A 19512-nucleotide genomic window follows, 5' to 3' on the forward strand; every position below is an offset into this window, starting at 1 on the left:
CCGCCCGCCCACGGCCCTTTACCCGCGCGACACCCGAGCAAAAGGTGGGTGGGGTATATTTAATAACCCATCGGTCAGTAATTTCGCCTCCATGCACACCCCCACTCCGTCCCTGCCGCCCGAGGCCCCGCGCCGCGCCCGCCGCAAGGAGGCGCGCCCGGGCGAGCTGATCGAGGCGGCACTGGCACTCTTCGTCGAGAAGGGCTTCGCCGCCACGCGCGTGGAGGAAGTGGCCGCGCGTGCCGGGGTGTCCAAGGGCACGCTGTTTCTGTACTTCCCCAGCAAGGAAGACCTGTTCAAGGCCGTGGTGCGCGACACCGTGGCGGGCCGTTTCCCGGAATGGGCCGATGAGCTGGCCGAGTTCCAGGGCGACAGCGTGGAGCTGGTGCGCTACGCCATGCACACCTGGTGGGAGCGCGTGGGCATGACGCCCGCCTCGGGCATCACCAAGCTCGTGATGGCCGAGGCCAGCACCTTCCCCGAGATCGCCAGCTTCTATCAGAACGAGGTGGTGGCCCCCGGCCACGACCTGATCCGCCGCATCCTGCAGCGCGGCATCGACCGCGGCGAGTTCCGCGAGATGCCGCTCGACTACGCCGTCTACAGCCTGATCGCGCCCATGATCTTCCTGCTGATGTGGAAACACGCCATGACACCCTGCGCACCACCCTCGCAGCAGATCGACCCCCTCACCTTCATCGATACCCAGGTCGACCTGATCCTGAGCGGCATGCTCAAGCGAAACCAATGACCACCTCCCGCCTGCGCAAGACCCTCTACTGGGCCCTGCCCGTGCTGGCCGTGGCCGCGCTGGCCTTTGGTGTGGTGCGCGCGCTGGACAAGCGCGGCACCCAGGCCGAGCAGGCGCGCGCCGCCGCCCAGGCCCTGCAGAACACACCGGTCTACCAGATCGCCGCACGCGACCTGGTCACCGTGCGCCGGCTGGCGCTGCAGCGGACGGCCGCCGTCTCCGGCTCGCTGGAAGCCGTGCAGACCGTGGCCATCAAGGCCCGCGTGGCCGGCGAGCTGCGGGACCTGAACAAGCGCGAGGGTGACAGCGTGGCCGCGAACGAGGTGGTCGCGCGCATCGACCCCACCGAGCCGCAGGCGCGCGTGCGCCAGGCCGAGCAGCAGGCCGCCTCCGCGCTGGCGCAGGTGCGCATCGCGCAGCGCAACCAGGACAACAACCAGGCACTGGTCAAGCAGGGTTTCATCTCGGCCACCGCGCTGGAGACCTCGCAGGCCAACCTGGCCGGGGCCGAGGCCAACCACCGCGCGGCCGTGGCCGCGCTGGACATCGCGCGCAAGTCGCTTGCCGACACGGTGCTGCGCTCGCCGATCGCGGGCCAGGTGGCCGCGCGCCCGGTGCAGAACGGCGAGCGCGTGGGCGTCGACACGCGCGTGCTCGAGGTGGTGGACCTCTCCGCCTTCGAGATGGAGGCCGCGCTGAGCCCGGCGGACGCCGCGCGCATCGAGCCCGGCCAGCCCGCGCGCCTGGTGGTGGAAGGCCTCGCCGAGCCGGTGGCCGCCACGGTGGCGCGCATCAACCCCAGCGTGCAGGCCGGCAGCCGCAGCGTGCTGGTGTACCTGCGCCTGAAGGCGGTGCCCGGCATGCGCCAGGGCCTGTTCGCGCGCGGCGAGATCGTGGCCGGCACGGTGCAGGCGCCCGTGGTGCCCGTCTCGGCCATCCGCAACGACCGGCCCGAGCCCTACGTGCAGCTGCTGCGCGACGGCACGGTGAAGCACGTGACGCTGACGCCCGCGCCCACCGGCAGCGTGGACGGTGTGCCGCACCAGGCCGTGCCCATGCTGGCCGAGGGCGACACCGTGCTGGCCGCCACGGCCGGCGCGATCCGCGAGGGCACGCGCGTGGACGCGACCACGCCCGCCAAGCCCTGAGCCCTCGGAGCGCGACACGCCATGTGGTTCACCCAGGTCTCGCTGCGCAACCCGGTGTTCGCCACCATGGTGATGCTGGCCTTCGTGGTGCTGGGCGCGTTCTCGCTGCAGCGCCTGCAGGTGGACCAGTTCCCCAACATCGACTTCCCCGTGGTGGTGGTCACCACCACCTACCCCGGCGCCTCGCCCGAGATCGTCGAGTCCGAGGTGACCAAGAAAGTCGAAGAGGCCGTGAACGCCATCGCCGGCGTGAACAGCCTCACCTCGCGCAGCTACGAGGGCAACTCGGTGGTCATCATCGAGTTCCAGCTCACGGTCGACGGCCGCAAGGCCGCCGACGACGTGCGCGAGAAGATCGGCATCCTGCGCCCGCTGCTGCGCGACGAGGTGGACGAGCCGCGCGTGCTGCGCTTCGACCCGGCGAGCCGCGCCATCTGGTCCGTGGCCGTGGTACCCGAGGCGGCGGACGGCCGCACCCAATCGGCCGTGGAACTGTCCACCTGGGCCGACCAGGTGCTGAAGAAGCGGCTGGAAAATGTGCGCGGCGTGGGCGCGGTCACCCTGGTGGGCGCCACACGGCGTGCTGTCAACGTCGAGCTGGACCCGGCGGCCATGCAGGCCCTGGGCGTCACCACCGAACAGGTCAACGCGGCCGTGCGCAGCGAGAACCAGGACCTGCCCGTGGGCACGCTCAAGGCCGGCGAGTCCGAGCGCGTGGTGCAGGTGCTCTCGCGCCTGCAGAACCCGCGCGATTTCGAAGACATCATCGTCGCGCGCCGCGGCGGCTCGCCCGTGCGTCTGGGCCAGGTGGCGCGCGTGAGCGACGGCACGCAGGAGGTGGAGAGCCTGTCGCTCTACAACGGCCAGCGCACGTTGCTGCTGCAGGTGCAGAAGGCGCAGGACGAGAACACCATCGCCGTGGTGGACGGCCTCAATGCGGCCCTGAACGCGGTGAAGCCCGAGCTGCCACCCGGCGTGCGCCTGGAGCCCATCGCCGACGGTGCGCGGCCCATCCGCGTGTCGGTGCAGAACGTGCGCCAGACGCTGATCGAGGGCGCCATCCTCACGGTGCTCATCGTCTTCCTGTTCCTCAACTCCTGGCGCTCCACGGTCATCACCGGGCTCACGCTGCCCATCGCCATCATCGGCACCTTCTTCGTGATGAACGCGCTGGGCTTCACCATCAACATGATCACGCTGATGGCGCTCACGCTCTCGGTGGGCCTGTTGATCGACGACGCCATCGTGGTGCGCGAGAACATCGTGCGCCACGTGCAGATGGGCAAGACGCCCTACCAGGCCGCCATGGAAGGCACACAGGAGATCGGCCTGGCGGTGCTGGCCACCACGCTGTCCATCGTGGCGGTGTTCCTGCCCATCGGCTTCATGGGCGGCATCATCGGCAAGTTCTTCCACGAGTTCGGCATCACCATGGTTGCGGCGGTGCTGATCTCCATGTTCGTGAGCTTCACGCTGGATCCGATGCTGTCCTCGGTGTGGCACGACCCGGCCATCGACGCGCACGGCAAACCGCCGGGCCGTTCGCTCTACGACCGCACCCTGGGCCGCGTGACGCACTGGTTCGACCGCTTTCAGGACGACCTCGCCGAGGGCTATCAGGGCGCGCTGCGCTGGTCGTTGAAGCACAAGCTGGCCACGCTGGGGCTGGCCCTGGCCACCTTCATCGGCAGCCTGGCCATGCTGCCGCTGCTGGGCTCCGAATTCGTGCCGCAGGCCGACTTCTCCGAGGCCTCGGTGAGCTACCACACGCCGGTCGGCTCGTCCCTGGTCGCCACCGAAGCCAAGGCGCGCGAGGTCGAGGCCATCGTGCGCAGCTTCCCCGAGGTGCGCTACACGCTCACCACCATCAACACCGGCAATGCCCAGGGCAGCATGTACGCCAGCACCTACGTGCGCCTGGTGAACCGTGAGGAGCGGGACCTCAATGCCGTCGCCATGTCGGCCACGCTGCGCGACCGCCTGCGCGCCGTGCCGGGCATCACCGTCACGCACGCGGGCCTGCTCGACGCGGTGGGCGGCGGCAAGCAGATCGAGTTCTCGCTGCAGGGCGACGACCTGGACGAGCTGGAGCGCCTGAGCGCGCTCATCACCGAGCGGCTGCGCCCCATCGTGGGCCTGGTGGACCTGGACTCCAGCCTCAAGCCCGACAAGCCCACGGTCGACGTGGTGCTCAAGCGCGACCTGGCGTCCGACCTGGGCCTGTCCACCAACGCCATCGGCAACAGCCTGCGCACCCTGGTGGCCGGCACCACCGTGGGCAACTGGCGCGCGCAGAACGGCGAGACCTACGACGTGATGGTGCGGCTTCCATCCGCGCAGCGCCAGCGCACCGAGGACTTGCTGCAGTTGCCGCTGAACGTGGCCGGCACGGGCACCACCGCGGCCGACGCGACCACGCGCACCGTGCCGCTGTCGCAGGTGGCCGACATCGTGGAGGCCACCGGACCGAACCAGATCAACCGCCGCAACCTCAACCGCGAGGTCTCCTTCAGCGCCAACGTCTTCGGCCGCTCCACCGGCGAAGTCTCGGCCGAGATCCAGCGCGTCGTCAGCGGCATCGCCCTGCCGCCGGGCTACCGCACCGAGTTCAGTGGCTCCACCAAGAACATGCAGGAGTCCTTCGGCTACGCGCTGTCGGCGCTGGCCCTGGCCATCATCTTCATCTACATGATCCTGGCCAGCCAGTTCCAGAGCTTCCTGCAGCCGCTCTCGCTCATGACCTCGCTGCCGCTCACCCTCATCGGCGTGGTGCTGGCGCTGCTGATGTTCGGCTCCACCATGAGCATGTTCTCCATCATCGGCATCGTGCTGCTCATGGGCCTGGTGACCAAGAACGCCATCCTGCTGGTGGACTTCGCCATCCGCGCGCGCGAAGGCCGCGCCGGCGGCCCGCCGCTGCCACGCGACGAAGCCCTGCTGCTGGCCGCCAAGGTGCGGCTGCGCCCCATCCTCATGACCACGCTGGCCATGGTCTTCGGCATGGTGCCGCTGGCCTTCGCGCTCACCGAAGGCTCGGAGCAGCGCGCCCCCATGGGCCAGGCCGTCATCGGCGGCGTCATCACCTCATCCCTGCTCACGCTGGTGGTGGTGCCCGTGGTCTACGGCTACCTCGACGACTTCGCCAACTGGCTGCGCCGCAAGGCCGGGCTGCCGCCCGCCGTCACGGCTCGGCAAGAGGGCGCCTCCTAAAATCCATCGGTTGTGCCGACCCCACTGGAGAAATGAAATGACCACCGCGACCAGCCTCGAACAGGCCCGCTTCAACATGATCGAGCAGCAGATCCGCCCCTGGGAGGTGCTCGACGGCCGAGTGCTCGAGCTGCTGGGCCAGGTGCGCCGCGAGGACTTCGCGCCCGCCGCGCACCGGGCCCTGGCCTTCACCGACATGGAACTGCCCCTGACGCAGCCTGTGGTGGACGGCCAGTGCATGCTCGCCCCGCGCGTGCAGGCCCGCCTGGTGCAGGACCTGGCCCTGCAGCCCACCGACAAGGTGCTGGAGATCGGCACCGGCAGCGGCTACACGGCGGCCCTCATGGCCAGCCTGGCGCAGCGCGTGCTGTCGCTGGAGATCGAGCCCGCGCTGGCCTCGCAGGCGCGCACGCGCCTGATGCAGGCCGGCGTCACCAACGTCGAGGTGCGCCAGGCCGACGCCTGCGCGAACGACTTCGCCGCCTGCCGCGCCGGCGGCCCGTACGACGCCATCCTGCTGGCCGGTTCGGTGGCCGAGGTGCCGCCCGCGCTGCTGGGCCTGCTGGCCCCGGGCGGCCGGCTCGCGGCCATCACCGGCAGCGAGCCCATGATGCGCGCCACCTTCATCACCCGCGCCGGCGACGCCGACTTCCGCAGCGCACAGCCCTGGGACACCGTCGCGCCACGCCTGCGCAACTTCCCCGAGCCCTCGCGCTTCCGTTTCTGAGCCGGGCCCGCGCATGCAAGCCATCACCCCCGCCCAGCTCGACGACTGGATCCGTCAGGAGACCACGGACGGTGCCGCCACGCCGGTGCTGCTGGACGTGCGCGAGCCCTGGGAACTGCAGACGGCCAGCGCGCCGAGCGGCCCGGGCTACGAGCTGCTGGCCATGCCCATGCGCAGCGTCCCCGCGCGCCTGGCCGAACTCGAGCGCGACCGCCCCATCGCCGTGCTCTGCCACCACGGTGGCCGCAGCGCGCAGGTGGCCCGGTTCCTGCAGGACCAGGGCTACACGCGCGTCGTCAACGTGCACGGCGGCATCGATCGGTGGTCGCAGGAACGCGACCCGTCGATCCCCCGCTACTGATCAACTCCCAAGGATCCGCTCATGCGCTTTGCCACCCCCATTCGCCCATTGACGGTTGCCGTGCTGATGGCCCTGGGGGCGGCATCCGCCGCGCAGGCGCAAAGCCTGTCGCAGCTGTTCGAGGCCGCGCGCGGTTTCGACGCCACCTACCTGGCCGCGCGCTCGCAGCACGAGGCCAACCTGGCGCAGGCCGACCAGGCGCGCGCCGGCCTGCTGCCCGAGGTGGGCCTGGGCGCCGGCGCCAGCTGGGCGCGCCGCGACAGCGACAACAACCTGCTCGACGGCACCAGCAACAGCCAGAGCGTGACCCTGTCGGCCAGCCAGCCGCTGTACCGGCCCGCCAACCGGCTCGCCAACGACCAGGCCAACCTCTCGCGCGACATCTCGCAGGCCCAGCTCGTGCAGGCCGAGCAGGACCTGATCGTGCGCACCTCACAGGCCTACTTCGACGTGCTGGCCGCGCAGGACACGCTCACCTTCGTGCGCGCGCAGAAGACGGCAGTGGAGCAACAACTCGCCGCCGCGCGACGCAACTTCGAGGTCGGCACGGCGACCGTGACCGACGCGCGCGAGGCGCAGGCCAGCTTCGACCTGGTGACCGCGCAGGAGATCGCCGCCGAAAACGACCTGCGCGTGAAGAAGCTCGCGCTGGACCAACTGGTGGGCCGCAGCGGCGTGACGCCGCTGCCCCTGGCCGCGCCCCTGAACCTGCCCCCGCTGGACCCCGCCACGCCGCAGGCCTGGGTGGACCGCACGGGCGAGAGCCACCCCGCCATCGTGAGCGCGCGGCGCAACCTGGAGATCGCCGAACTCGAGACGCAACGCGCCGAGGCCGGCCACAAGCCCACCGTGGACCTGGTGGGCCAATACCAGGTGGCGCGCGGGCCAGCCGGCATCCAGGGCGTACCGGGCAACGTGCGTACCAACAACGCCAGTGTGGGCGTTCAATTCAACATGCCGCTGTTCGCGGGCTACGCCATCCAGAACCGCGTGAAGCAGACGCTGGCGCTGGAGGAGAAGGCGCGCGCCGACCTCGACGCCGCACGGCGCACGGTGGATCTGCGCACGCGCAGCGCCTTCCTGGGTGTGGTGTCGGGCCAGGGGCAGGTGAAGGCGCTGGAAGCGGCCGAGACCTCCAGCCAGAGCGCGCTGGAAGCCAACCAGCTGGGCTACCAGGTGGGCGTGCGCATCAACATCGACGTGCTCAACGCGCAGAGCCAGCTCTTCCAGACCAAGCGCGACCTCGCCCAGGCTCGCTACAACGTGCTGCTGGGCAGCCTGCGCCTGCGCCAGGCCAGCGGAGAGCTGACGCCGGCCGATCTGCAGGCGATCGACGCCTTGCTGGCCCGCTGAGAGCCGATACACTCCCCCGATCCCCCATCCGCCCGGCCCCAACCCGGGCGGACCCATTTTTCACCCTGCAGGAGATGACGTGCAAGCCGTCAACGTGCTGTGCATCAAATGGGGCCGCAAGTACGGCCCCGACTACGTCAACAAGCTCCACAGCATGGTGTCGCGCCACCTGAGCCGCCCGTTCCGCTTCGTCTGCCTCACCGACGACGGCACCGGTATCGACCCGGCGATCGAAGTCAAGCCCATCCCCGCGATCGGCTTCGACGAATTCGACCAGCGCAAGCCCTGGACCTTCGGCCATGGCTGGCTCAAGCTCACCAGCTTTGCCAACCCGCTCTACGACCTCAGCGGCCGCACCCTGTTCCTGGACCTCGACATCGTCATCGTCGACAGCCTCGACCCCTTCTTCGACCAACCCGGCGAGTTCGTCGTCATCAAGGAATGGGACAAGAAGGACGGCACGGGCAACACCTCGTGCTACCTCTACACCATCGGCGCCCACACCGACGCGCTGGAGCACCTGAAGAAGGACTACCCGCGCTCCGTCGACGAGGTGCGCAACGAGCAGGAGTTCATCACCGGCTACCTGGGGCGCCAGGGCAAGGTGAGCTTCTGGCCCGAGGGCTGGTGCGTGAGCTTCAAGCGCCACTGCATGCGCCGCGGCCTCATGGGCTGGTTCCAGCCACCCATCATTCCGCCGGGCGCGCGCATCATCGCCTTCCACGGCAAACCCAACCCGCCCGACGCCATCGCCGGCGTGAGCGGCAAGTGGTACCGGCGCGTGCTGCCCACGCAGTGGGTGGCCGAACACTGGCGTTGAACCCGCCACGCGCCACCACCACCCTGCGGGCCTACCGGCTGCTGAGCCGCGCGCTCGCGCCCCTGTTGCTGGGCTGGCTGTGGTGGCGCGGCCGGCGAGAGCCCGGCTATCGCGAACGGCTCGCCGAACGCCTCGGCCACCTCCCCATCGAGCCCTCGCGCTTCGGCGGCCTGTGGTTGCACGCGGCCTCCGTGGGCGAGGTGCAGGCCGCGCGTCCGCTCATCGAGGCCCTGCTGCGTGACTGGCCCGAGCACGCCATCACGGTCACCACGCAGACGCCCACCGGCGCGGCCGCGCTGCGCGCCACCTGGGGCGACCGCCTCGCGCACCGCTACGCGCCCATCGACACGCCCGGCGCGGTGCGGCGCTTTCTCGACCGGCTGCAACCGCAAGCCCTGGTGCTGGTGGAGCGCGAGCTGTGGCCGCAGTGGCTGTTCGCCTGCGCCGAACGCGCGCTGCCGGTGCTGCTGGTCAACGCGCGCCTGTCCGAATCGTCGGCGCGCAGCTACCGGCGCTGGCCGGGGCTGATGGCGCACGCCTGGCCCAGGCTCGGCGTGGCGGCGGCCGACGCGGCATCGGCCGAGCGGCTGCGCGACCTGGGCGTCGCGGCTGAGCACACCGCCGTCACCGGCAACCTCAAGTTCGACGTCGCCCCGCCCGAGCAGGCCGAACCCCTGTCGCCCGCGCTGCAGGCGCGCCACCTCGTGGTGGCCGGCAGCACGCACGAGGGCGATGAGGCCGCGTGGCTCGACGCTTGGCCCGGCCTGCGCGAGCACCACCCGCAGGCCCTGCTGGTGCTGGTGCCGCGCCACCCGCAGCGCTTCGACGCCGTCGCGGCCGAGCTGCAACGCCGGGGTCTGCCCTTCGCGCGCCGCAGCCTTGGCGACGCGGTGAGCGACCGGACCGCCGTGCTGCTGATCGACGCCATGGGCGAGCTCATGCACTGGTACCGCCACGCCAGCGTGTGCTTCGTGGGCGGCACCATCGCGCCCGTGGGTGGCCACAACCCGCTGGAGCCCATGGCCCTGGGCCAGGCCTTCCTGTTCGGCCCACACACGGCGAACGCGCAGGCGCTGTTCGACGACGCACAGGCCGCCGGCGCGGGCCTTGCGGTGCACGACGCGGCCACGCTCGCGCCAGCGGTGCACGGCGCCTTGCGCGAGCCCGCCGCCTGGGCCGCGCGCGGCGCGGTGGCGCGCGGCCTTGTCGACACCAACCGGGGCGCGACCGAGCGCACCCTGGCCGTCGTGCGCGCGCGGCTCGGCGAGGTCGATCCCTCGACCCTGGTGCCCGTGCTGACCGACACGCACGGATCCGACACGCTGTGGCACGACCCGCGCACCGTCCGCACCGAACGCGCGAGTGGGCTGTTCGAGTCCGACGCGACCACCGAGCACCTCGCCACCGGCAGCGGTCGCGGGCAGGCGCGGCTCGTCCACCTCGACGGCCATGGCCTGGTGCTGCGCCACTACCGGCGCGGCGGCCTCATGGCCCGCCTCAGCGAGGACCGGTTCTGGCGCGAGCCCGCACACCTGAGCCGCGCCATGCGCGAGTTCGCGCTGCTGCGCCTCATGCGCTCCTGGCGGCTGCCCGTGCCCGCGCCCGCGCTGGCGCGCCACCGGCCGCACGGCCTGGTCTACAGCGCCGACATCGCCGTCGGCCTGATCGAGGGCAGCCGCAACCTCGTGCAGCGCCTTCAGGAGGCGCCGCCTTCGCCGGACGACTGGGCCAGCCTGGGCCACGCGATCCGCGCCCTGCACGACCGCCAGGTCTTCCACGCCGACCTCAACGCCCACAACCTGCTGCTCGACATGCAAGGCCGTGCCTGGGTGGTCGACTTCGACAAATGCGCCGTGCGCCCGGGCGAGGCCTGGAAAGCGGACAACCTCGCGCGACTGCAACGCTCTTTGCGCAAGGAAGCCGCGCGGCTTCAACCGTTTCACTGGGACGAGTCCCAGTGGGCGTCCCTGATCGCGGGCTATGGTCCCACGCCATCGGCAGGCGGCACCACCGACTCCACCCCATGACCCGAACACCAAGCGCCATCCTGAGCGCCGTGCCCTGGCGCGCGTACCTGCTGGCCGCGCTGTACTTCCTGTTCCCGATCGCCCTCGGCGCGTCGAACCTCGTGCTGCTGATCCTGCTGTTGTTGTGGCTGGCCTCGTGGCGGCACCGAGAGACCTGGACGCTCATGCGCCACACGCCTATCGTCTGGTGGCTGGCCGGCCTGTACCTGCTGGTGCTGCTGGGCCTCACCTACACGAGCGCGTCGCCCGACTGGATCACCCTGCACCTCTCGAAGTACGCGCGGCTTCTCTACGCGGTGGCCCTCATCGGCCTGCTCTGGCAGGATGAACGTGCCCAGACGCTGGCCTTGCGCGGCTTCGTCGCGGCCATGCTGATCACGCTCGTGTCCACCTGGCTCAACGTGTGGTTCCTGCTGCCCTGGTCGGTCAGTCAGGACCTGGGTTGGGGCGTCTCACACCACGTCTTCGGCGACTACATCACCCAGAACGTGATGATGAGCTTCTTCGCCATCGTGGCACTGCACTTCGGCCGCACGAATACAAGGCCCGCTGTTCGGGTGTTGTGGTTCTTGATCGCCGTGCTTGCCATGATCAGCATCACGCACCTCTCGAAGGGGCGAACCGGCTTCGTGCTGGTGGTCGTCGGGTTGGTGGCCTATGTGCTGTCCACGGTGCGCGGCCGGTGGTTGGTCCTGCTGCTCGCGGCGGTCGTCGCCGTCGCTGGCGCGGCGTTCACCTCCTCGGACCTGATCCAGGCGCGCTTTACCTCCGCCTACCAACAGGCCCTCAACTACCAGGCCGACCCACTGTCCGCCATCGGGCACCGGATCCACAACTACACCACCACCACCGAACTGATCACCAAGGCCCCGATCCTCGGCCACGGCACCGGCGCCTACCACGTGCGTGTGTGCGACGTGATGCCCGACCCGGCGACCTGCAGCACCTACAACTGGCACCCACACAACCAGTTCCTATTCCTCGGCGCGGACCATGGTGTCATCGGCATGTTGCTGTACGGTGGCATCTTCGTGTGCATGTATCTGGTGGCGCGGCGCTCGCGCTCACCCCTGGGCCGCCCCTTGTTGCTGGTGCTGACCACGCTCATGCTGCTGGACAGCCAGGTGAACTCACCGCTGTGGAGTTCCCGGGAAAGCCAGTTCTTCATGTACATGCTCGCGCTGTTCATCTGCATCGCCTCGAACCGCGGCCCGCTGACCAGCCCGGAACCTCGGACCGTCGATGGCACTCACACCAGGCCTCAGTGACCGCCCGGTCGCCGCTCGCGCGGCGTGAACCCGCCATGATCATTGCCTTCCACTCCAACCAGATCTCCCGGCAAGGCACCGAGGTCGCGTTGTACGACTACGCGGACGCGGCGGAGCGCGTGCTGCAGCACCGGGCCGTGATCCTGCACGACGCGTCCAACCCCCACAACGTGCCAGAGGCAATCGAGAAATTCAAGGGCCGCTTCGACGTGCTGGCCTACCGCGACCGCACCGAACTCGACGGGCTCATCCAGTCCAGCGGCGCGAAGCTGATGTATGCGATCAAGTCGGGGCGCCGCGACGGACTGCTCTCCCAACGCGTGCCCACCATGGTGCACGCGGTCTTTCCCACCTCGCCGTTCGAGGCGCACGGTGCCTCCTTCGCCTACATCTCGAGCTGGCTCAGCGACGGCTGCTCCGGCGGCGTGATTCCCGCCGTTCCCCACATCGTTCAATTGCCGGCCGGCGATGGGAACCTGCGCGAAAGCCTGGGCATTCCCCCGTCGGCCCTGGTGCTGGGCGGCATGGGCGGGGCCAAGAGCTTCAACGTGCCGGCGGCCCGGGAGGGCCTGCGCCAGGCGCTGGAGCAACGCGAAGACCTGTGGTTCATCGCCCTGAACCTGGAGCCCTTCCTGGAACACCCGCGCGCCGTGTTCCTGCCGGGCACCAGCGACATGGCGTTCAAGGCCCGCTTCGTCGACACCTGCGACGCCATGCTGCATGCCCGCGTGCTGGGGGAGTCATTCGGCCTGGCCTGCGGCGAGTTCTCGGTGCGCAACAAGCGTGTCATCGCCTACGCGCACAGCAAGCACCGCCACCACATCGAGGTGCTTGGCGACGCCGCTCTCCTGTACCACGACGCGCCGAGCCTGCTCGCGCTGATCCGCCGGCTCGACACCGACAGCCTGCGCTCAGGCGACTGGGACCGCTACACCGAGCGCTACAACGCCGAGCGCGTGATGGGCGAGTTCGATCGCCACCTGATCCAGCCGGCCCTGGGCAAACAACCCGGCGACGGGCCGGGCTTTCGCCTGGGCTGGCGGCACCGGCTGGCCTACCTGCGCTTCAAGCTGACCATGAAGCTGGCTTAGACGCTAGCGACGCGCCAGCGCGGCGCCCTGCTCCAGCTTGTCGTAGCGCAGCGCCGCGTAGCGGAAGAAGCACTCCAGCGCGATGAAGAAGCAGAAGAGAAAGCCCTCGGGGCCGCAGAGCACGCCGCGGCGGATGATGTAGAGGCGGATGAAGATCGCGGTGGCCGAGGCCATGCCCCGCAGCACACCGCCGCGCCGCCCCTTCTCGGCGCGCTTGGCCGCGCCCAGTTGCACGTACTGCGCCAGCTTGAGCAGGCTGCCGTACACGGTTTCGCGCGAGTAGTGCAGGAGGCGGTGGCGAAATCGCCGGATCGGCACCTCTGGCCGCTTGAGCACGCCACCCTCGTGCACCACCCCGTCGAAGTGGCTGAGGATGTCCATGCGGAACAGGCGCCGTATCCCGCCGGTGGACTTCATCAGCGTCAGGGGCCGCCCATAGGCCACCTGGTTCCACTGCACTTCCCACACGGCGTCGTCGCCCGAGCGCACCGCCGCCTGAATTTCCTGGGCGAGTTCGGGCGGGATGATCTCGTCCGCGTCGAGAAAGAACACGTAGTCGCACCGCACGTGAGGCAGCAGGCGGTTGCGCTGCACGGCAAAGCCTTCCCAGTCCGCGCGCAGGTGCACCTCGGCGCCGGCTTCGGCCGCCACTTCCCGGGTGCCATCGGTGCTGCCGCTGTCGATGACGACGATCTGGTCGGCGAAGCGGGCCGAGGCGATGCAGGCCGCGATGCGACGGGCCTCGTTGACGGCCAGGATGCCGATGCACAGGGTCGGGCGTTTTTCAGCCTCTGTTGTCATGTTGTCTCCATTGGATCAGTCCCATCCAGCGCCCCGCCATGCGCGCCAGCAGTCGCGGCGACCACGCGATGGCGCGCAGCGGCAGCGCCAGCGTGGTGCCCAGCAGCACGCGCCAGCGCTGGCGGCGCGCCTGGGCCGGCGATCGGTGCTTGGCGGTGTAGATGAGCTTGGACTGCGCGTGGTGGTAGCCGCGCAGGTACTCGCTCTTCCACGGTGTCTTGCCCTTGACCGAGCCGCGCGCGCGGTGCACCGCCGCCACGGCGGGCCACACCAGCAGCGGGCGCTGATGCTGGAACAAGCGCAGGCAGAGGTCGTCGTCCTCGTAATAGAGGAAGAAGCGCTCGTCGAAAAAACCCACGCCCTCGAAGCGCGAGAGGCGAAACAGCATGGCCGCGCCCACCACGAAACCCACGCAGGCCGGGCCGTCGGCGCCGGGCCCGCGTGAAGACCACAGCGTGCTCGGCCAGCGGTAGTTCACGTCGGACCGGCCGGGTGCGCCTTCGAGCTGCGGCGCGACGATGGCCGCCTCGGGCATGGCCTGGGCGGCGCGCACGAGCTCGCGCAGGCCATCGGGCGTGACCTCGCAATCGGGGTTGAGCAGGAAGGCAAAGGGCGTCTTCACCTGTGCGATGGCGCGGTTGTTCGCCGTGCCGAAGCCCAGGTTGCGGCCGTGCTCCAGCACCACGGCCTGCGGCCAGCGCGCGCGCACCTGCTCCGGCGTGCCGTCGCCGCTGCCGTTGTCGGAGACGACGATGTGCGGGCAGTGCGCGAGCAAGCCGTCGAGCGCGGGCAGGCAGTGGGCGCTGTGGAAGGTCACCAGCACCACAGTGACCTGGCCGAGCAGGTCGTCGTCACGCGTGTTCAATGCGCGCTCGCACCGACGACTGCATCGGGCTTGGCCCGCTTGAGCAGATCCAGCATCGCCGCCTCGATGCGGTTCAGCGCCTCGGGCGTGTGGCCTTCGAAACGCAGCACCAGCACCGGCGTGGTGTTGGAGGCGCGGATCAGGCCGAAGCCGTCGGGCCAGTCCACGCGCACGCCGTCGATGGTGGAGACCTTGGCAGGCGCATCGAAACGCGCCATGTCCACCAGCGTCTTCACCACAGCGTGCGGCTCGCCCTCGGCGCAGGCCACGTTCAGTTCGGGCGTGCTGTGGCTGGTGGGCAGACCGTCGAGCACGGCGTTGGCGTCGGGGTGGCGGCTCAGGATCTCCAGCAGGCGCGCCCCCGCGTAGGTGCCGTCGTCGAAGCCGAACCAGCGCTCCTTGAAGAAGATGTGGCCGCTCATCTCGCCGCCCAGGGGGCTGTCCAGCTCCTTCATGCGCGCCTTGATGAGCGAGTGGCCGGTCTTGTAGATGTGCGGCACGCCACCGGCCGCCTCGATGGCCGGGCCCAGGCGCTGCGAGCACTTCACGTCGTAGACGATGGCGCCGCCCGGCACGCGCGAGAGCACGTCCTGAGAGAACAGGATCATCTGGCGGTCGGGGTAGATGTTGTTGCCCTGCTTGGTGACGATGCCCAGGCGGTCGCCGTCGCCGTCGAAGGCCAGGCCCAGTTCGGCGTCGGTCTCGGCCAGGGTGCGGATCACGTCGCGCAGGTTCTCGGGCTTGCTCGGGTCGGGGTGGTGGTTGGGGAAGTTGCCGTCCACCTCGCTGAAGAGCTCGATCACCTCGCAGCCCAGCGCGCGGAACAGCGCGGGCGCCGAGGCACCCGCCACGCCGTTACCGCAGTCCACCACGACCTTCATCGGCCGCGCGAGTTTCACGTCGCTCACGATGCGGTCGCGGTAGGGGCCGGCCACGTTGACGTGGCGCACGCGCCCGCCCTCGGCGCGCTCACCACCGTCGCTTTCAATGAGCTGGCGCAGGGCCTGGATGTCGTCGCCGTAGATGGCGCGGCCGCCCATCACCATCTTGAAGCCGTTGTAGTCCTTGGGGTTGTGGCTGCCGGTGACCTGGATGCCGCTGTTGCACAGCGTGGCGGCGGCGAAGTACAGCATGGGCGTGGTGACCATGCCCACGTCGATCACGTCGATGCCGGCGGCCACCAGGCCCCGGATCAGCGCCTCGGACAAGGAAGGCCCGCTCAGGCGCCCGTCGCGGCCCACGGCCACGGTGCGCTCGCCCTGGCGGCGCGCCACGGTGCCGAAGGCCAGGCCCAGGGCTTCGGCCACGCGCTCGTCCAGCGTGCTCGGCACGATGCCGCGCACGTCATAGGCCTTGAAAATGGAGGCGGACACTTGCATGCAGGGGCTCCCGGGAATAGTTGGCAAAAGCGGGCATTGTAGGAAGCGAGGCCAATACCCCTGTTACAGGATCATGTCCGGAAACGGCGAGTTCTCTCGGTGCATGCGGCCTACCATGCCCCCCATGGACACCCGAACCCCCACCGACGACGACGCCCGCTACCTCGCCCTGTGCGCGCGCGACGCGCGCTTCGACGGCCGCTTCTTCACCGGCGTCACCTCCACCGGCATCTATTGCCGCCCCGTCTGCGCCGTGCGCGCACCACGCCGCGCCAACTGCCGCTTCTTCGACCACGCGGCCCAGGCGGAGCGCGCGGGCTTCCGGCCCTGCCTGCGCTGCCGGCCGGAGCTGGCACCGCTGTCGCGCGCCTGGTCCACGCAGGACGCGGGCGAGCTGCTGGTGCAGCACGCCACGCGCTTGCTCGACGACCCCGCGCAATGGGTCGGCGAGGACGGCCCCGCCATGCAACGCCTGGCCGCGAAGTTGGGTGTGAGCGACCGCCACCTGCGCCGCGTGTTCGAGGCGCACCTGGGCGTGTCGCCCCTGCAGGTGCTGCACACGCGCCGCCTGCTGGCCGCCAAACAATTGCTCACCGATACGCGCCTGAGCGTGGGCGCCGTGGCCGCCGCCAGCGGCTTCTCCAGCCTGCGCCGCTTCAACGCCGCGCTGCTGGAGCGCTACGGCCTGAGCCCCACGGCCATGCGCCGGCGCGGCGTCGACGCCTCGGGCAGCCACGCCGTGGCGCTGGGCTGGCGCCCGCCGCTGGACGTGCCCGCGCTGCTCGCCTTCCTGGACGCGCGACGCCTGCCCGGCGTGGACGCGATCGACCTGGACCAGCAGCGCTACTGGCGCACCCTGCGCCTGCACACGCCCTCGGGCACGCACACCGGCTGGTTCGGCCTGCGCTTCGAGCCCGAGCGCCACCGCGTCTGGCTGCACGCCAGCGACGGTCTGCTGCCCGCCCTGCCCACGCTGATCTGGCGGGTGCGCGCGCTGTGCGACCTGGACGCCGACCCGCACGCCATCGACGCCGTGCTGGGCGCGCACTTCCCCGGGGGCACGGCCCTGCGCGTGCCCGGCGCCATCGACGGCTTCGAGCTCGCGGTGCGCGCGGTGCTGGGCCAGCAGGTGACGGTGGCGGCCGCGCGCACGCTGGCCGGGCGACTGGTGGCGCGCTTTGGTGAACCGTTGGAAACACCCGACCCGGCGCTCAACCGCCTGTTTCCCACGCCCCAGGCACTGGCCGGCGCCAGCGCAGACGAGCTGGGTTCGCTGGGCATCGTGCGCCAGCGCCAGGGCGCCATCCAGGCACTGGCGCGCGGCGTGGCCGAGGGCACGCTGGACCTGGGCCCGCACGCCGACCTGGCCACCACCACCGCGGCGCTCACCGCCCTGCCCGGCATCGGCCCCTGGACAGCCCAGTACATCGCCATGCGCGCGCTGCGCTGGCCCGACGCCTGGCCTGCGGCCGATGTCGCCTTGCACCACACCCTGGGCCTGAGCGGCACGCCGCGCGAGCGCGAGCGCGCCTGCGAGGCACTGGCCCGGGCCTGGCAACCCTGGCGCAGCTACGCCGTGCTGCGCGCCTGGGCCGGCCTGTACCGCCCGGTCCCCGTCCCCACACCCGCCCTCGAAGGGAGCCCATCATGAAACTGCCCGCCACGCTCATCCGCACCGACATCGACACGCCCCTGGGCCCCATGCGCCTCGCCGCCACCGACCACGCCCTGGCCGGCGCCTGGTTTCACGACCAGCGGCACGCACCCGACCCCGCGCTGATGACCCTGTGGCGGCCCGACCCGCACCACACCGTGCTGCGCGAAGCCGCCGCGCAACTGGTCGACTACTTCGCAGGCCGCCGCCGCGTGTTCGAACTGCCTCTGGATCTGTCTTTCGGCACGCCGTTCCAGATCGCCGTGTGGCGCGCCCTGTGCGGCATCACCGCCGGCCGCACTCTGAGTTATGGCGCGCTGGCCCAGGGCCTTCAGGCCGCGAGCGCGGTGCGCGCTGTCGGCGCTGCCGTGGGCCGCAACCCGCTGAGCGTCATCGTGCCGTGCCACCGGGTGCTGGGCGCGCGCGGCGAGCTCACCGGCTATGCTGGCGGACTGGCCCGCAAGCAGGCCCTGCTGCAACTCGAATCCGCCGAGCTGTCCATACCCACAAGCACCCCACTGCCCGCATGACACCGCTGCTGCTGCTTGAATTCATCGCGCTCGCCGCCCTGTGGGGCGCGTCTTTCCTGTTCATGCGCCTGGGCGCGGCCGAATTCGGCCCCGTGCCCACGGCCGGGCTGCGCGTGGGGATCGCCGCACTGTGTCTGTTGCCGGTGTTCCTGAAAGCGGCGGTGTGGGCCGACTTCCGCGCGCGCTGGCGCGCCATCTTCGTCGTGGGCCTGCTCAACTCGGGCCTGCCCTTTCTGCTGTTCTCCTTCGCGGTGCTGCACATCCCCACCGGCATCTCGGCCATCCTCAACGCCACGGTGCCGCTCACCGGCGCACTGGTGGCCTGGGTCTGGCTCAAGGACCGCCCGGGCGGCTCGCGCGTGCTGGGGCTGGTGATCGGCTTCGTCGGCGTCACGCTGCTGGTGCTGGGCAAGTCGGGCGTGGACGCGCGGGGCGCAGTCAGCGTGGGCGGCCACGCCATGTCGCTGGTGGCCATGGGTGCCTGCCTGCTGGCCACACTGTCGTACGGCGTGGCGGCCAGCTTCACCAAGCGCTACCTCACCGGCGTGAACCCGCTGGCCTCGGCCACGGGCAGCCAGATGGGGGCCGCGCTGGCACTGGTGCTGCCCATGGCCTGGCTGTGGCCGGCGCAGGCGGTGAGCGCGGGCGCCTGGGCCGCGGTGACGGCGCTGGCGGTGCTGTGCACCTCCATCGCCTACATCCTGTACTTCCACCTCATCGAGCGCGCCGGCCCGGCCAAGGCGCTCACCGTGACCTTCCTGATCCCGGTGTTTGCGCTGGTCTACGGCGCGGTGTTCCTGGGAGAGGTGGTTACGGCCTGGATGGTGGGCTGCGGCCTGGTGATCGTCTGCGGGACGGCGCTGTCGACCGGGCTGGTGAAGCTGCGCGCGCTGGAGCGGCGAACGATCTGAGGGGGAACCGCAGCGGGGCGGTGTCTACTGGCGCTCGCGGTCGTCCGGATCGGGATAACCGAAAAGCACCAGGTCCACGGACGAAGACGCCCTTCCTGCGGTCAGGTAGGGGCTTGGCGGTTCGGGTCCTCGCCTGCACCGGCGAGCGCGATACCCAGGCCGGCCGCAACCACGCACACGAGAGCGACCGCATCGGAGGACAGGGAATGATCAACCGCCAGACCCGCTGCGGTCAGGCCACCCACCACCGGCATGGTCACGGTCACCAGGTCGGCGGGTGCGTCCAGGTGCCTGAGCGTGGCCGAGCCTGCGCCTGAGTCGTCGTCCTCTCGGATCCAGTCGGGCTCCAGGACACGGCTTTGGATGAGCGGAGGGAAAAGAGGCGGGCCACCCGCCCTCTGATCGAGGGAATCGGTGGCTCTTGAGAAGCGGGGTTGCTCTTCCCGGCGAAACACCACCGGGGGGCCTTGGCGGGTGAAACGAATCAAGACGGTCTCCTGAATGAACGGACACTTGAGTGGCTGTCGCTCATTCCGGAGTTCGGCTGTCGGCAATGACGTGAGGCATACGTGAAAACCCCCAACGCGTGGGGTGGCCTGTGCGAGGCTGCGCCGGG

The 19512-nt window shown here is 70.4% G+C and carries 17 protein-coding genes; 13 read left to right on the forward strand and 4 right to left on the reverse strand.

The window, feature by feature from the left end; all coding sequences use genetic code 11:
• Positions 1-91 precede the first annotated feature (91 nt).
• The 10 genes from BN948_RS09995 to BN948_RS10040 all read left to right on the forward strand — a co-directional run bounded on the left by BN948_RS09995 (position 92) and on the right by BN948_RS10040 (position 12756).
• A complete protein-coding gene (locus BN948_RS09995; protein WP_009518028.1) occupies positions 92-751 on the forward strand; it encodes a TetR/AcrR family transcriptional regulator in 660 nt (219 codons plus the stop codon).
• Complete coding sequence (locus BN948_RS10000; RefSeq protein ID WP_009518027.1) at positions 748-1899, forward strand: efflux RND transporter periplasmic adaptor subunit; 1152 nt, start codon at positions 748-750, stop codon at positions 1897-1899. The genes BN948_RS09995 and BN948_RS10000 overlap by 4 nt, the downstream gene beginning before the upstream one ends.
• A 21-nt stretch (positions 1900-1920) precedes the next feature.
• Positions 1921-5109 (forward strand): efflux RND transporter permease subunit, encoded by a 3189-nt coding sequence (locus tag BN948_RS10005; protein WP_009518026.1) that lies wholly within the window; start codon positions 1921-1923, stop codon positions 5107-5109.
• Positions 5110-5146: 37 nt separating this feature from the next.
• Positions 5147-5836, forward strand: coding sequence for a protein-L-isoaspartate O-methyltransferase family protein (locus BN948_RS10010; RefSeq protein WP_009518025.1), 690 nt, complete (start codon positions 5147-5149; stop codon positions 5834-5836).
• 13 nt (positions 5837-5849) lie between these two features.
• Positions 5850-6197: a rhodanese-like domain-containing protein gene (locus tag BN948_RS10015; protein ID WP_009518024.1), complete on the forward strand. Its 348-nt coding sequence runs from the start codon at positions 5850-5852 to the stop codon at positions 6195-6197.
• A gap of 21 nt (positions 6198-6218) precedes the next feature.
• Positions 6219-7550, forward strand: coding sequence for a TolC family outer membrane protein (locus BN948_RS10020; protein ID WP_009518023.1), 1332 nt, complete (start codon positions 6219-6221; stop codon positions 7548-7550).
• Positions 7551-7629: 79 nt separating this feature from the next.
• Complete coding sequence (locus BN948_RS10025) at positions 7630-8370, forward strand: hypothetical protein (protein WP_009518022.1); 741 nt, start codon at positions 7630-7632, stop codon at positions 8368-8370.
• A complete protein-coding gene (locus BN948_RS10030; RefSeq protein ID WP_009518020.1) occupies positions 8367-10397 on the forward strand; it encodes a 3-deoxy-D-manno-octulosonic acid kinase in 2031 nt (676 codons plus the stop codon). Before BN948_RS10025 ends, BN948_RS10030 begins: the two co-directional genes overlap by 4 nt.
• A complete protein-coding gene (locus BN948_RS10035; protein WP_009518019.1) occupies positions 10394-11665 on the forward strand; it encodes an O-antigen ligase family protein in 1272 nt (423 codons plus the stop codon). The genes BN948_RS10030 and BN948_RS10035 overlap by 4 nt, the downstream gene beginning before the upstream one ends.
• 35 nt (positions 11666-11700) lie before the next feature.
• Entirely contained in the window at positions 11701-12756 is a 1056-nt protein-coding gene (locus BN948_RS10040) for a hypothetical protein (RefSeq protein ID WP_009518018.1), read from the forward strand.
• A 3-nt stretch (positions 12757-12759) separates the two neighbouring features.
• Here BN948_RS10040 and BN948_RS10045 read toward each other — a convergent pair whose 3' ends face one another.
• The 3 genes from BN948_RS10045 to BN948_RS10055 are packed head-to-tail and all read right to left on the reverse strand — an operon-like array spanning position 12760 to position 15801.
• Positions 12760-13557, reverse strand: coding sequence for a glycosyltransferase family 2 protein (locus BN948_RS10045; RefSeq protein ID WP_009518017.1), 798 nt, complete (start codon positions 13555-13557; stop codon positions 12760-12762).
• On the reverse strand, positions 13541-14422 hold the full coding sequence (locus tag BN948_RS10050; RefSeq protein ID WP_009518016.1) for a glycosyltransferase family 2 protein: 882 nt from the start codon (positions 14420-14422) through the stop codon (positions 13541-13543). Before BN948_RS10050 ends, BN948_RS10045 begins: the two co-directional genes overlap by 17 nt.
• Positions 14419-15801 carry a phosphomannomutase/phosphoglucomutase gene (locus tag BN948_RS10055; protein ID WP_009518015.1) on the reverse strand — a complete coding sequence of 461 codons (1383 nt, stop codon included), beginning with the start codon at positions 15799-15801 and terminating at the stop codon, positions 14419-14421. Before BN948_RS10055 ends, BN948_RS10050 begins: the two co-directional genes overlap by 4 nt.
• Before the next feature lie 124 nt (positions 15802-15925).
• On the opposite strand from BN948_RS10055, the gene BN948_RS10060 reads away from it, so the two are divergent.
• From BN948_RS10060 to BN948_RS10070, 3 genes are read left to right on the forward strand one after another with little or no spacing between them, the layout of a single operon-like run.
• Complete coding sequence (locus tag BN948_RS10060) at positions 15926-17452, forward strand: DNA-3-methyladenine glycosylase 2 family protein (RefSeq protein WP_050980653.1); 1527 nt, start codon at positions 15926-15928, stop codon at positions 17450-17452.
• Complete coding sequence (locus BN948_RS10065) at positions 17449-17985, forward strand: methylated-DNA--[protein]-cysteine S-methyltransferase (protein ID WP_009518013.1); 537 nt, start codon at positions 17449-17451, stop codon at positions 17983-17985. Before BN948_RS10060 ends, BN948_RS10065 begins: the two co-directional genes overlap by 4 nt.
• Positions 17982-18896 carry a DMT family transporter gene (locus BN948_RS10070; protein ID WP_009518012.1) on the forward strand — a complete coding sequence of 305 codons (915 nt, stop codon included), beginning with the start codon at positions 17982-17984 and terminating at the stop codon, positions 18894-18896. The genes BN948_RS10065 and BN948_RS10070 overlap by 4 nt, the downstream gene beginning before the upstream one ends.
• A gap of 101 nt (positions 18897-18997) precedes the next feature.
• Here the strand turns inward: BN948_RS10070 and BN948_RS10075 are convergent, their stop codons facing one another.
• Complete coding sequence (locus BN948_RS10075; RefSeq protein ID WP_009518010.1) at positions 18998-19384, reverse strand: hypothetical protein; 387 nt, start codon at positions 19382-19384, stop codon at positions 18998-19000.
• Between the last annotated feature and the right edge of the window lie 128 nt (positions 19385-19512).

The sequence above is a fragment of the Hydrogenophaga intermedia genome (assembly GCF_000723405.1).
Classification (GTDB): Bacteria; Pseudomonadota; Gammaproteobacteria; order Burkholderiales; family Burkholderiaceae_C; genus Hydrogenophaga; species Hydrogenophaga intermedia.

What these genes read in the sequence shown, in the direction of transcription:
- BN948_RS09995 (WP_009518028.1), top strand. Translation starts at nt 92, where the DNA reads ATGCACACCCCCACTCCGTCCCTGCCGCCCGAGGCCCCGCGCCGCGCC.
- BN948_RS10000 (WP_009518027.1), top strand. Translation starts at nt 748, where the DNA reads ATGACCACCTCCCGCCTGCGCAAGACCCTCTACTGGGCCCTGCCCGTG.
- BN948_RS10005 (WP_009518026.1), top strand. Translation starts at nt 1,921, where the DNA reads ATGTGGTTCACCCAGGTCTCGCTGCGCAACCCGGTGTTCGCCACCATG.
- BN948_RS10010 (WP_009518025.1), top strand. Translation starts at nt 5,147, where the DNA reads ATGACCACCGCGACCAGCCTCGAACAGGCCCGCTTCAACATGATCGAG.
- BN948_RS10015 (WP_009518024.1), top strand. Translation starts at nt 5,850, where the DNA reads ATGCAAGCCATCACCCCCGCCCAGCTCGACGACTGGATCCGTCAGGAG.
- BN948_RS10020 (WP_009518023.1), top strand. Translation starts at nt 6,219, where the DNA reads ATGCGCTTTGCCACCCCCATTCGCCCATTGACGGTTGCCGTGCTGATG.
- BN948_RS10035 (WP_009518019.1), top strand. Translation starts at nt 10,394, where the DNA reads ATGACCCGAACACCAAGCGCCATCCTGAGCGCCGTGCCCTGGCGCGCG.
- BN948_RS10040 (WP_009518018.1), top strand. Translation starts at nt 11,701, where the DNA reads ATGATCATTGCCTTCCACTCCAACCAGATCTCCCGGCAAGGCACCGAG.
- BN948_RS10045 (WP_009518017.1), bottom strand. Translation starts at nt 13,557, where the DNA reads ATGACAACAGAGGCTGAAAAACGCCCGACCCTGTGCATCGGCATCCTG.
- BN948_RS10055 (WP_009518015.1), bottom strand. Translation starts at nt 15,801, where the DNA reads ATGCAAGTGTCCGCCTCCATTTTCAAGGCCTATGACGTGCGCGGCATC.
- BN948_RS10060 (WP_050980653.1), top strand. Translation starts at nt 15,926, where the DNA reads ATGGACACCCGAACCCCCACCGACGACGACGCCCGCTACCTCGCCCTG.
- BN948_RS10065 (WP_009518013.1), top strand. Translation starts at nt 17,449, where the DNA reads ATGAAACTGCCCGCCACGCTCATCCGCACCGACATCGACACGCCCCTG.
- BN948_RS10070 (WP_009518012.1), top strand. Translation starts at nt 17,982, where the DNA reads ATGACACCGCTGCTGCTGCTTGAATTCATCGCGCTCGCCGCCCTGTGG.